The sequence below is a fragment of the Pseudomonas sp. DCB_AW genome, assembly GCF_026240895.1.
Lineage (GTDB): Bacteria > Pseudomonadota > Gammaproteobacteria > Pseudomonadales > Pseudomonadaceae > Aquipseudomonas > Aquipseudomonas kermanshahensis.
The window spans coordinates 70233-82357 of the sequence record NZ_JAPFCE010000012.1 but is presented as its reverse complement, the minus strand read 5'-3'; the positions used below and the strand labels follow the sequence as shown (position 1 = coordinate 82357).

Annotated in this window: 11 protein-coding genes; 5 read left to right on the top strand and 6 right to left on the bottom strand. The window is 59.2% G+C overall.

Going from position 1 to position 12125, the window contains the following annotated elements:
• Positions 1–44: 44 nt before the first annotated feature.
• Both OO306_RS10225 and OO306_RS10220 read right to left on the bottom strand, forming a co-directional pair.
• Positions 45–1394 carry a tryptophan--tRNA ligase gene (locus OO306_RS10225; RefSeq protein ID WP_238209530.1) on the bottom strand — a complete coding sequence of 450 codons (1350 nt, stop codon included), beginning with the start codon at positions 1392–1394 and terminating at the stop codon, positions 45–47.
• 25 nt (positions 1395–1419) lie between these two features.
• Positions 1420–2055, bottom strand: a complete 636-nt coding sequence (locus OO306_RS10220; RefSeq protein ID WP_027593993.1) for an alpha/beta hydrolase — start codon at positions 2053–2055, stop codon at positions 1420–1422.
• Between the two features lie 135 nt (positions 2056–2190).
• Here OO306_RS10220 and OO306_RS10215 point away from each other — a divergent pair, with 135 nt between their 5' ends.
• Positions 2191–2628, top strand: a complete 438-nt coding sequence (locus OO306_RS10215; protein ID WP_027593992.1) for a YhcB family protein — start codon at positions 2191–2193, stop codon at positions 2626–2628.
• 181 nt (positions 2629–2809) lie between these two features.
• Entirely contained in the window at positions 2810–3436 is a 627-nt protein-coding gene (locus OO306_RS10210) for a hypothetical protein (protein WP_265968560.1), read from the top strand.
• A 57-nt stretch (positions 3437–3493) separates the two neighbouring features.
• Here OO306_RS10210 and OO306_RS10205 read toward each other — a convergent pair whose 3' ends face one another.
• Positions 3494–4690, bottom strand: coding sequence for a methionine gamma-lyase (locus OO306_RS10205; RefSeq protein WP_265968559.1), 1197 nt, complete (start codon positions 4688–4690; stop codon positions 3494–3496).
• A 127-nt stretch (positions 4691–4817) separates the two neighbouring features.
• Here OO306_RS10205 and OO306_RS10200 point away from each other — a divergent pair, with 127 nt between their 5' ends.
• The 3 genes from OO306_RS10200 (at position 4818) to OO306_RS10190 (ending at position 8040) form a co-directional block, all read left to right on the top strand.
• Positions 4818–5297, top strand: a complete 480-nt coding sequence (locus OO306_RS10200; RefSeq protein WP_027595326.1) for an Lrp/AsnC family transcriptional regulator — start codon at positions 4818–4820, stop codon at positions 5295–5297.
• Positions 5298–5614: 317 nt separating this feature from the next.
• Positions 5615–7780, top strand: a complete 2166-nt coding sequence (locus OO306_RS10195; RefSeq protein ID WP_265968558.1) for an S-type pyocin domain-containing protein — start codon at positions 5615–5617, stop codon at positions 7778–7780.
• Entirely contained in the window at positions 7777–8040 is a 264-nt protein-coding gene (locus tag OO306_RS10190) for a bacteriocin immunity protein (RefSeq protein ID WP_265968557.1), read from the top strand. The genes OO306_RS10195 and OO306_RS10190 overlap by 4 nt, the downstream gene beginning before the upstream one ends.
• 128 nt (positions 8041–8168) lie before the next feature.
• On the opposite strand, the gene cysN is transcribed toward OO306_RS10190, so the two are convergent.
• The 3 genes from cysN to OO306_RS10175 all read right to left on the bottom strand — a co-directional run bounded on the left by cysN (position 8169) and on the right by OO306_RS10175 (position 12028).
• Positions 8169–10070, bottom strand: a complete 1902-nt coding sequence (gene cysN / locus OO306_RS10185) for a sulfate adenylyltransferase subunit CysN (RefSeq protein ID WP_027595325.1) — start codon at positions 10068–10070, stop codon at positions 8169–8171.
• A gap of 15 nt (positions 10071–10085) precedes the next feature.
• A complete protein-coding gene (gene cysD, locus OO306_RS10180) occupies positions 10086–11003 on the bottom strand; it encodes a sulfate adenylyltransferase subunit CysD (RefSeq protein WP_003251799.1) in 918 nt (305 codons plus the stop codon).
• Positions 11004–11269: 266 nt separating this feature from the next.
• Positions 11270–12028 (bottom strand): Nif3-like dinuclear metal center hexameric protein, encoded by a 759-nt coding sequence (locus OO306_RS10175; RefSeq protein ID WP_027595324.1) that lies wholly within the window; start codon positions 12026–12028, stop codon positions 11270–11272.
• Positions 12029–12125 lie beyond the last annotated feature (97 nt).

Genomic DNA, 12125 nt, shown 5'->3' with positions numbered 1-12125 from the left:
GCGACAGGCCCGCTTAATGGCAATCAGACTTGCGTCAAACTGTCTCAGTCCTGCTGTGGCACCAGGGCCTCGTGCAGGCTTTGAACAGCCGCATCACGGGCTTCGGCCGTGTCGAACTGCGGCCCTTCAGCCACCTGCTCGCCATTCAGCCACAGGCTGAAGCTCAGCCCTTCAGCACGCACATCGGCTTCGCCACCTTGCTGCAGTTGCTTGCTTACGGCGCCGGCGCTTTTGCCGTCGGCGAAGCTGCGCGACAGCAGTAGTTGCTCGCCGTCGGCGGCCAGCAGGCGGAAGCGGAAACTGCCATCCTCGTCACGGAAGCTGACGAAACGCGCGCTCTTGGCGGCCTTTTTCTTCACTTCGGTGTTGGCCTGCACGCTGCTGCGGAACGAACGCAGGCCAACGGCTTCGCGCAGCTGCTCGAGGAACGGCGTGGCGATCTTGCGGGCCTTGGCGGCGCCGGCCAACAGGATGTCTTCCAGGTCCGATGGACGCGAGATCAGTTGATGGTAGTGGTCGCGCTTCTCGGCCAGTTGCCCATCCAGCAGCTGGAACAGACGCTGCTTGGCGTCGCCCCAGCCCAGGCCCTGCAGCAGCTCTTCGCGGAACCCGGCGCATTGCTCCGGCGTCGAGAAGGCCTGATACAGGGTGAACAAGTGCGAATTGTCCGGGTCTTTCGCTTCGCCCGGCGCGCGCGAGTCGGTCACGATGCGCGAAATGGCGTCTTTCATGTCCTTGGCGCTGGTGAACAGCGGGATGGTGTTGTCGTAACTCTTGGACATCTTGCGCCCGTCCAGGCCCGGCAACGTCGCCACGCTCTCTTCGATCACCGCCTCCGGCAGGGCGAAGAAGTCCTTGCCCTGGCCGAACAGGTGGTTGAAGCGCTGGCCAATGTCACGGGCCATTTCCACGTGCTGGATCTGGTCACGGCCGACCGGCACCTTGTGGGCGTTGAACATCAGGATGTCGGCGGCCATCAGCACCGGGTAGCTGAACAGCCCCATGGTCACGCCGGCGTCCGGGTCTTCACCGTTCTCGACGTTCTTGTCCACCGAGGCCTTGTAGGCATGGGCACGGTTAAGCAGGCCCTTTGCAGCAACGCAGGTCAGCAACCAGGTCAGCTCGGGGATTTCCGGGATGTCGGACTGGCGGTAGAAGGTCACCTTGTCCGGATCGAGGCCACCGGCCAGCCAGGTGGCAGCGATTTCCAGGCGCGAGCGCTGGATGCGCAGCGGGTCGTCGCACTTGATCAGGGCGTGGTAGTCGGCCAGGAAGTAGAACGAATCGGCACCGGGTTGCTGGCTGGCGCGGATCGCCGGGCGAATGGCGCCGGCGTAGTTGCCCAGGTGCGGGGTGCCGGTGGTGGTGATACCGGTAAGGATGCGCGTGGTCATGGGTGTTCGCTTATTCAGGCTTGGCTCAATTCGAAAGGCGCGGCAGCAGCAGATCCTTCAGATCGGTCAGCTTGCCATGGAAGAAGTGTCCGCATTCTGCCACTTTCAGCAGCTCATGGGGGCGCGACAGGGTGTCAGACCATTCGTAGACCAACTGCGGATCGACGACCTCGTCGCTGTCGGGCTGCACCAGGGTGATCGGGCAGCGCTGCGGCAACGGGAATTCGTCTGTCAGGCGCATCACCGCCGGGGCGATCATGAACAGGTGTTGCAACTCAACGCCAGCGCTTTCCAGGCGCCCTGCCAGGCTGGTCGCGACGAAACCACCGAACGAGAAGCCCATCAGCACCACCGGCAGCTCAGGGTGCTTTGCGCGCAACCAGGCAGCCGCTGCCTCGGCATCGGCTACCTCGCCCGCGCCCATATCATGGCTGCCGGCGCTTTGGCCGACACCCCGGTAGTTGAAGCGCAGGGTCACGTAACCGGCGTCACGCGCGGTGCGTTGCAACGTCGAAACTACCTTGTTGAGCATGGTGCCGCCCTGGACCGGGTTGGGGTGGCAGATCAGCACCACGCCGCGGGCATCGGCCACGTCCAGGTACAAGGCTTCCAACTGGCCACAAGGGCCATCGATGAACAAGGGGGTTTCGCGGACAAGCAAGGCACTACTCCGTGACCTCGGGAAGGGTCGATTCGTCTAGGTGAGGAATTCTGTTCTGATTTGCGATCGCTCGCGGTATACAGCGCAGGTCTGAGCCGTTAACGTAAAGCAAAGCCGTTTATAGAGGAAGGACTCGTGGAACTCTCGCTCCTTGTTTGGTTGTTGCCGACCCTGGCCCTGGTCATCGGCGTGGTGGTTGGTTTCGTCGTAGCCCGCCTGCTGCCCAATGCCGCGCCGAGCAGCACGCAACGTCAACTGGATGACATCCAGCAGCGTTTCGACAGCTACCAGAACGAAGTGGTCACCCACTTCAACAGCACCGCCGTACTGGTCAAGAAACTCACCCAGAGCTACCAGGATGTCCAGGATCACCTCGCCGATGGCGCCAACACCCTGGCCCTCGACGACGTCACCCGCCAGCGCCTGCTGGCCGCCCTGCACTCCGAAGCGGCCCAAGGCCCACGCGACCGTCTGACCCCGCCGAAGGACACCGCCGAAGTGCCACGCGACTACGCGCCAAAAACGCCGAACTCGCCGGGTATGCTCGATGAGAGCTACGGGCTCAAGCGTTGAGCTGATGCATTGAAAAAGGCCTCGAAAGAGGCCTTTTGTTTTTCTGAGGGGCAGCATTGCCTAGCAATCGGCACCGAGCCTGCAACAGGTTCACGCAACTTACTCAGCACACATTTCCGAGTGCCTCTCGGCCACGTATTACCTGAACCTGCATAAGTCTATCCAACCCAGGAGAACTCTTATGCTGACTCACCGACAACGCTCATTCATTGCCACTGTTGAGGCTGTGGACGGTAGCTTGAACTTTCTCGACGAACTGCTGGGCAAGCCAGCCGAATTCATGACCCCTTCAACCTACCTCCCTGCCAGAAGAACCAACATCTCACTACCACGATTTGCACCGCATTATGTAGATCTGCCAGCCGAGGTAATACCCGGCAAGAAAAAAATCAAGTCGAATTATTGGGGACATTCACCTGACACAATCGACGTCGCCCCCTTGCAACTGTACTTTCGCTGCGTGGATGAGGGTTATCGGCTGTTTGTTCGTTCTTCCGTGCGCTACAAGCACGCACTTTACCTTCACGACGAGAACTGTGTGTGTGCTTTAACCTCACCGTTCAATGGCGTCTACCCAACACCGTTCGACTTGTTGGATACCAACAACGCACCTCTGGCATTCGGCGACCTTGATGACCAAGCCACCGTGCGCCTGACCCCAGCTGGCGAACGTGCGCCACTCATGCTGCAAACGTTCAAAGATAATCCTTTCACCTATGTTTCCACGCAGGGCCAGCAACCTCTGGAACTGCGCCTGAATATTCTGGAAAGAAACGCCGCCTACTTGAACGACCCTGACGAAGTTTGATCGCCAGGCGTTGGCCTCTGGCGCTGGCAAGCCAGCGTCAGGACCAGCACAACCGAATCAATTGCAAACCGTCAACGCCTGTCGTACATCCTCGATAAGATCCTCCACATCCTCAAGCCCCACCGATAAACGAACCAAACCTTCTGATATCCCGTGATGCGCCCGCTCCTTCGGCGTATAGCTGGAATGGGTCATGCTCGCCGGATGCTGCGCCAGCGACTCGGCATCGCCCAGGCTCACCGCCCGCGCGAACAGCTGCAGGGCATTCATGAAGCGCCGCCCGGCTTCGATGCCGCCCTTGAGCTCAAAGGCGATCATGCCGCCCGGCAGGCGCATCTGCCGTTGAGCGAGTTGGTACTGGGTAAACGAGGGCAGCCCTGGATAGTGGATAAACTCGACCTGCGGCTGGCGCGCGATAAACTCCGCCACCTGCTGGGCGTTGGCGCAATGGCGGTCCATGCGCAGGGCCAGGGTCTTGATACCGCGCATCAACAGCGAAGCGTCATGGGGCGACAGCACCGCGCCTGTCATGTCTTTGAGGCCTTCCAGGCGTATCCGGTCAATCAGCGCCTTGCGCCCCACCACCAGCCCTGCGGTGAGATCACCATGGCCGCTCAAGTACTTGGTGGCCGAATGCACCACCAGTTCGGCTCCCATTTCCAGGGGCCGCTGCAAATAAGGCGTGCAGTAGGTGTTGTCGACCACGATATGCAAATCATGCCCACGCGCGGCATCCGCCACGGCCGCGATATCGACCAGTTGCATGTTGGGGTTGGCGGGTGTTTCGAAGTAGATCATCCGTGTTTTGCTGGTGATCGTCGCCTTGAGTGCCTTGATGTCGTTAAGGTCGACGTGACGGATTTTCACCCCGAACTCGCCAATGCCATGGTGCAGGAAGGCAAAGGTACAGCCATACAACGTGCGCCCGACAATCAGTTCATCACCCGGCCGCAGCAGGGTCCAGATCGTCGAGGTAATGGCCCCCATCCCCGAAGCCAACGCCAGCCCGGCCTCACCCCCTTCCAGCGACGCCATGCGCCGTTCCAGCAAGGCCAGCGTCGGGTTGGAAATACGGCTGTAGAAGTGCCCCGCTTCCTCCCCTGCAAAGCAGGCAGCGCCGTATTCGACGGTGGGGAAGGCATAGGTCGCTGTTTGATACACCGGCGGCACGAGTGCGCCCCCGTGGGAAAGCGGGTCATAACCATGGTGGATGGCCCGTGTGGAAAAACCGGTGTTGTTATGGGAGTCGCGCATGGCAACAGCCTCTGGTGGTTTGTTATAAGCTTATGCCACCGAGCTGCCTGAGTTTTTCCAAAATAGCCCACGCAATCGAGCACTTTTTGGAACAAAAACAACAATTATTCGATCAGGAGGGCAAAACATGCCTTCGAGCCTCGACCGCACCGACCGCGCCCTGCTCGCCGCCCTGCAGGACAACGCCCGCCTTACCGTCTCCGAGCTTGCCGACCAGGTAGCGCTGACCACCTCGCCTTGCTGGCGGCGGGTCAAATTGCTGGAAGATAACGGTTATATCACCGGCTACCAGGCCATTCTTTCCCCTAAGTCATTGGGGTTTGGCGTCACCGCTTTTGTCAGCATCATGATGGATTCGCATACCAAAGACATGGCCTTGGCCTTTGAGAAGCGGTTGATGGAAATACCCGAAATCGTTGCCTGCCATAATATTTCCGGGCGCTATGACTTCTTGCTGGAAATACTGGCGCGGGACCTTGAATCGTTTGGGGAATTCACCCGGGAAGTACTGCAGCGGTTGCCAGGAGTTAAAGAAATTTATTCGAGTTTTTCGTACAAGGCAGTGAAAGAGAGGCGCGTGATTCCTGTGTCGGAGAAGCATATCTGATTCAGACCTTTCCGAACGGCAGGAAGGGTCCTACCGATGGATAGGCCGCAACTGACATACTGCACATTCAATACACGAAAAGCTTTGCCATGTAGTGATCAGGAGAACCTACATGGCACAGGACAAAACGTATTATCTCACCGAAGGGCTTTGGATTAGCGCCGCTGCCCCCACGGGTGCTGAACTCAGGTTAATGGGTGGCGGTGGAGGCGGACCAGGCGGAGGGGGCTGGGGGCTGGGGGCTGAGTGAAGGCTACCCTCGCGGTACCAGCCCAACCAAAAATGATATTGCGCGGGTCATTTCAACACGGAGAGTGTTGACAGAGGAATATCAGGTCATCGAGAAAGACCACGAAGAAAAATATACTCAAGAGATAAACCAGCTCCCAGAAACGATTGCCGCATTAAAAGCTCAAATCAGATCCGACGCGCAGAACACACCCAACCAATCTTTAAAAGCAATAGTTGAACAACAGGTTTTGACCTCACGTATCAGCCAGATGCGTGAGGACTACCTGCAGATTTTACCCGACGCAAATAGCTATTTTGGCGTACCCGCGTTCTATAAGCGCGGCGATTCAATGATGAGTCGGTTTCTCGACCCTGGCTTCATCGAATCAACAACGGGTGAAGCCTTGGGTGCGGAATGGGCCACAAAACTGCAGAGGTCGTGGGACGGCGCCTATCGTTTACACCTGCTAGCCCAGAAGCATCAGTCGCTAGCGGATGAACTCAAAGGGCTGGCAGGACAGGTAGATCAAGAGGAGCTGACCCAGCAGCCTTTAGACCTGCTGAAGGTGATTGCGCGTAGAACAGCGCAGATTCACGTAGAGCGGCAAATTCACTTCGAATGTTTGCCTAATGTTATTCAGCATGAGCTCGGGCAAACCGTCATTGGGGACGCGTACACATTCGCCCAAACGTTCAATGCTTACTTGGCCACCGCCTCTGCTCTGGTGCAGAGCAAACAATCGCAAATACCGCAGTACCCAGATCAAAATCCGCGGATCAGCAGCCCTCTGTCGAAACCCCAACTGGAAGGGCTGTTGCATCTTGTGGATGAGCAAAGATTGCGCCGAGCTGGTCAGCGCTGGAAGGAATATCACCAGGCCCTTGCATTGAGCGAATCGATCAGGTTCCTCGATACCTTCACAAGTGCTACGCAGAATCTTAACCAGCGCGCGGCCGAAGTTGAACACTTACAAGCTCAGTTTGCAGCGCAACAGGCGGCGGCTGAGGAAGCCGCTTGGCTACAGGCTGAGGCTGAGCGCCTGGCTGCCGAGGAAGTGGTGAGGCAGCAAGCCGAAGCTGAGCGATTGGCCGCAGAAGAAGCGGCACGCCAGCAAGCCGAAACTGAGCGTTTAGCTGCCGAGGCGGAACGGCAGCAGCTCGAGACGTTGCTCAAACGTATAAGTTACAACCACGAAGGCCGACTGGCGGCATCGGTCCCTGCAATCATCCCCATCGGTGCTGCAACGTTCGCAATCGCCGAGACCGCCTATACAGCGTTAGGGGCTGCAATATCTGCAGCTTTGACCAGGATTATTGCGGCTTCCACTCCCGCCCTAGCGGTGGGCTCCCTGGCTATGGCCTGGCCGTCGACGTTGGCCAACAGCGAACGTCACTACCTCATCAGCACGCCCCTCGCTAACCTTTCACCTCCGAACGGTCCGGATCTAGTCGCCCTTGCCCTCTCATCAACCAGTATCGATTTACCTTACCTTCTTGCAGGGGCCGAAGACCAACATGGGCTGGATCTCTACGTGGTACCTGGCGCTAAGCCAGTACCCGTTCGCGCCGCGACTTTCGACAGCGAGCGCCAGCTTTACAGCCTGGCACTGGAGAACCCTCAGCGAATTCTGACCTGGACCCCAGCCAGCGCACCGGGGGATGAACAGGGAAGCTCTACCAGTCTTCCGCCGGCACCACCTGGGACTGTCGTTTACACCGGCAGCAGCCTTAATCCTGTAAGCACCGAGCAGGACGGTTATCCGGCTCTGGAGCTACTGGATCAAGAACGGCTGATAATCACCTTTCCGCTGGATTCGGGTTTGCCGCCTATTCTGGTGGTGTTCAAGAGCCCGCGATATGAGCCAGGGATTGCTACAGGGTTAGGCTCGCCAATCACTGGTATCTGGCTCGATGAAGCAGCCAGGCAGACCGGGGCAGAAATTCCAACACAGATTGCGGATGTGCTGAGGGGACGGGAATTTCGAGATTTCGATGCTTTCCGAGCCGCATTCTGGAAGGCTGTAGCCGAACACCCCGAGCTGTCTAGTCAATTTAACACTGCAAATAGAAATCTCATGGCTAGAGGACACGCCCCCAAAGCACGTGACAAAGATCACTACAAGGGGCACGCTACTTTTATACTCCATCACGTGATTCCAATTTCCGAACATGGAGCTGTATACGATGCTGACAACTTGAAGATTGTCACGCCGGCAGCGCATCACAACATACATTACGGGGCATCAGAATGACTCCAAAAAACAGCATATCTGAATTCACAGAACTGGAATTCCTTGAATTTATAACCTCAATTACAAACCCACCCAACAATATAAGCGAACAGGATTTAGATTCACACATCATGAGATTTAAATCGCTAAGCGAACATCCGAATGGCTCGGACTTAATATACTGGCCTGAGGCAGACGGCCTTGATACGCCAGAGGAAATCGTACGCATCATAAAAGAGTGGCGCGCAGCTAACGGCAAGCCAGGATTTAAAGCAGAGTAAATCCAACACCCCGCTCATACGGGGTGTTACTCCTTAAAAAATAGTGCGTTCCAGACCTGTGAGATTTGCACGTCCGGACACAAACAAAAAACCCCGCCGAAGCGGGGTTTTTCATGCAGCCTCAGCGCTTAGATCGCGCCACGCTGGCGCAGCACATCCAGCACCTGCTTCACGCCTTCGTCGACACTGGTGTTCTGGGTATCGATCACCAGGTCAGCGTCCAGCGGCACATCGAACGGGAAGCTTTCACCCGGGATGTTGTCGCCACCGGCAGCATACAGGCCCTGCGGGTCGCGCTCGCGGCAGGCGATTGGCGAGGCCTGGACGTAAACGGTCACCAGACGCTCCTTGCCGATCAGCGCCTTGGCCTGTTCGCGGCCTTCGGCATCCGGGGCGACGAAGGCGGCCAGGGTCAGCATGCCGGCTTCGTTGAACTGGCGCGCCACATGGGCGGCGCGGCGCCAGTTCTCGGTGCGGCCGGCGCGGTCCTGTGGCAGGCCCTTGTTCAGGTCGTGGCGCAGGTTCTGGCCATCGAGCACGTACACCGCACGGCCCATGTCGAACAGCTTGCGCTCCACGGCGTAGGCCAAGGTGCTCTTGCCAGCACCGGACAGGCCGCTGAACAGCACGGTGGCCGGCTGCTGGCCGAAGCGCAGGGCGCGCTCTTCGGTGGACACGTGAGCCTGCTTGCCATGCTGGCCGGTGCTGCCGTGCGGCAGCACTGGCTGTGCGATGATCATGCCGGCGCCAACGGTGCCGTTGGTCAGGCGGTCGATGACGATGAATGCACCGGTGGTGCGGTTGCTGTCATAGCCGTCCAGCGCGATGGCGCTGTCCAGGGACACCTTGACGCGACCGATCTCGTTCAGCTGCAGCGCGCTGGCCGCATCCTTTTCGAGGGTGTTCACATCGACCTTGTGGGTGATGCTGGCGATCGAGCCCGGCACATAGCTGGTGGCACGCTTGATGTCGTATTTCTTGCCGGGGAGCATGGGCTCTTCGGCCATCCACACCAGCATCGCGTCGAACTGGTCGGTCACCGGCGGGACGTTGTCGGCATGCACCAGCAGGTCGCCACGGGAGATGTCGATTTCGTCTTCCATGGTCAGGGTCACGGCCTGGCCTGGGCCGGCGTTTTCCAGCTCACCTTCGTAGGTGACGATCGACTTGACCCGGCTGCTCTTGCCCGACGGCAGCACGACGATTTCGTCGCCCTTGTGCACCACACCACTGGCGAGGGTGCCGGCAAAGCCGCGGAAGTTCAGGTTCGGACGGTTGACGTACTGCACCGGGAAGCGCAGGTCGGTGAAGTTGCGGTCGGCCGCGACTTCCACGGTCTCGAGGATTTCCATCAGCGCAGGGCCGGTGTACCACGGCGAACGCTCGCTGCGGTTGACCACGTTGTCGCCCTTGAGCGCCGACATCGGCACGAAGTGCAGGCTGCTCGGCGTCAGGTTGATGGCATCGGCGAACTTCAGGTAGTCGGCCTTGATTTCTTCGAACACGCCTTCGTCGAACCCTTTGAGGTCCATCTTGTTGACGGCGACGACGATGTGCTTGATGCCCAGCAACGAGGCGATGTAGCTGTGACGACGGGTCTGGGTCTGCACGCCGTAGCGGGCATCGACCAGGATGATCGCCAGGTCACAGGTGGATGCACCGGTGGCCATGTTACGGGTGTACTGCTCGTGGCCCGGGGTGTCGGCAATGATGAACTTGCGCTTGGCGGTGGAGAAGTAGCGGTAGGCGACATCAATGGTGATGCCCTGCTCACGCTCGGCCTGCAGGCCGTCGACCAGCAGCGCCAGGTCGACTTCTTCGCCGGTGGTGCCGGACTTCTTCGAATCACGGGTGATGGCTTCGAGGTGGTCCTCGTAGATCATCTTCGAGTCGTGCAGCAGGCGCCCGATCAGGGTGCTCTTGCCGTCGTCGACGTTGCCGCAGGTCAGGAAACGCAGCAGTTCCTTGCGCTCGTGCTGGGCCAGGTAGGCGAGGATGTCCTCGCTGATCAGATCAGATTGGTGCGACATGGAGTAACCCTGAAATTAGAAGTAGCCTTGGCGTTTCTTGTCTTCCATGGAGCCGGCGCCATCGTGGTCGATGACACGGCCCTGGCGTTCGGACGTACGGGTCAGGAGCATTTCCTGAATGATGTCCGTCAGGGTCTCGGCTTCGGACTCGACAGCACCCGTCAGCGGGTAGCAACCGAGGGTACGGAAACGCACCTTCTTCTTGACGATGCGGGCCTTTTCTTCCTCGGAGAGGTGCTCGAGGATGCGCTCGTCGTCGATCATGATCAGGGTGCCGTTCTTCTCGATGACTTCACGCTCGGCGGCGAAGTACAGCGGCACGATCGGGATGCCTTCGAGGTAGATGTACTGCCAGATGTCCAGCTCGGTCCAGTTCGACAGCGGGAAGACGCGGATCGACTCGCCCTTGTTGACCTTGCCGTTGTACACGTTCCACAGCTCGGGGCGCTGGTTCTTCGGGTCCCAACGGTGCTTGCTGTCGCGGAACGAGTAGACGCGTTCCTTGGCGCGCGACTTCTCTTCGTCACGGCGGGCACCACCGAAGGCGGCGTCGAAACCATGCTTGTCCAGCGCCTGCTTGAGGCCCTGGGTCTTCATGATATCGGTGTGCTTGGAGCTGCCATGGGTGAAGGGGTTGATGCCCTGCGCCACACCCTCAGGGTTGACGTGGGTGATCAGCTCCAGGCCCATTTCCTCGACCATCTTGTCGCGGAAGCTGTACATCTCCTGGAATTTCCACTGGGTGTCGACGTGCATCACCGGGAACGGCAGCTTGCCCGGGAAGAAGGCCTTGCGCGCCAGGTGCAGCATCACGGCGGAATCCTTGCCGATCGAGTACAGCATCACCGGGTTGTCGAACTCGGCGGCCACCTCGCGGATGATGTGGATGCTCTCCGCCTCCAGCTGTTTCAAGTGCGTCAGTTTGTCGACCATGGCTACTCACGAAAAACGATCTTATGGACGGCCTGCGGGCCGTGTTCGAGCGAGCCACTTTATCACAGCGGCTGATTCTATTTAGGAGGCGGGCTAGATCGAAACAATCTAACGATATGACTGGGGGTTTGGGCTCTGGCTACTCACCACCAGCCGTTGTAGGAGCAGCCTTGGGCTGCGAAGAGGCCAGTGGTGGCACTTTACCTGTACCGGCCTCTTCGCAGCGCAAGGCTGCTCCTACAGGGGTTGTGGGAGATCCGGAAGGGTTAGATCGGGTTGGGGCAATCGATGAACAGATGTTCCACGGCGAAGCGCCGGGCCAGGTAGTCGCCCAGGGCCTGCACGCCATAGCGCTCGGTGGCATGGTGCCCGGCGGCGATGAAGCTGACGCCGTTTTCGCGAGCACTGTGGAAGGTCTGTTCCGACGCCTCGCCACTGATGAACAGGTCCACCCCTGCGGCAATCGCGGTATCGATATACCCCTGCCCGCCCCCGGTGCACCAGCCCACGCGGCGGATCATCTGCTCGCCTTCAACCAGCAACGGCTCACGCCCCATCACCTCTTGCACCCGCCGGGCAAAATCCCGTGCAGTCATCGGCTCAGCCAGCGACCCGACCAAGCCAACCACTTTCGGGTTTTCCGGGTCCAGCGGCCCCTCGACGGTGATATCCAACTGGCGCGCCAGCTGCACGTTGTTGCCCACCTCCGGGTGTACATCCAGCGGCAGGTGGAACGCCAGCAGGCTGATGTCGTGCTTGAGCAGGGTTTTCAAACGGCGCTGCTTGATCCCCGTGATGCACGGGTTCTCGCCCTTCCAGAAGTAGCCATGGTGCACCAGCACCAGGTCGGCCTCGGCCTCGACTGCGGCATCCAGCAACGCTTGGCTGGCCGTGACACCGCTGACAATGCGGCTGACCTGCGGACGGCCCTCGACCTGCAGCCCGTTGGGGCAATAATCCTGGATCTTCGCACTGCCCAGGTAGCGCTCGGCTTCCTCGACCAGGGTGTTCAGAGCGACGGCCATGAAAATCTCCTCGAAATCTGCGTTTTTGCCGGGTTCAACACCCGTATACTGGCCGCCATTATGAGCCGTCGCCGGCCTTGGGGAAACCGGCGTCAGC

What these genes read in the sequence shown, in the direction of transcription:
- OO306_RS10225 (WP_238209530.1), bottom strand. Translation starts at nt 1,394, where the DNA reads ATGACCACGCGCATCCTTACCGGTATCACCACCACCGGCACCCCGCAC.
- OO306_RS10210 (WP_265968560.1), top strand. Translation starts at nt 2,810, where the DNA reads ATGCTGACTCACCGACAACGCTCATTCATTGCCACTGTTGAGGCTGTG.
- OO306_RS10205 (WP_265968559.1), bottom strand. Translation starts at nt 4,690, where the DNA reads ATGCGCGACTCCCATAACAACACCGGTTTTTCCACACGGGCCATCCAC.
- OO306_RS10200 (WP_027595326.1), top strand. Translation starts at nt 4,818, where the DNA reads ATGCCTTCGAGCCTCGACCGCACCGACCGCGCCCTGCTCGCCGCCCTG.
- OO306_RS10190 (WP_265968557.1), top strand. Translation starts at nt 7,777, where the DNA reads ATGACTCCAAAAAACAGCATATCTGAATTCACAGAACTGGAATTCCTT.
- cysN (WP_027595325.1), bottom strand. Translation starts at nt 10,070, where the DNA reads ATGTCGCACCAATCTGATCTGATCAGCGAGGACATCCTCGCCTACCTG.
- cysD (WP_003251799.1), bottom strand. Translation starts at nt 11,003, where the DNA reads ATGGTCGACAAACTGACGCACTTGAAACAGCTGGAGGCGGAGAGCATC.
- OO306_RS10175 (WP_027595324.1), bottom strand. Translation starts at nt 12,028, where the DNA reads ATGGCCGTCGCTCTGAACACCCTGGTCGAGGAAGCCGAGCGCTACCTG.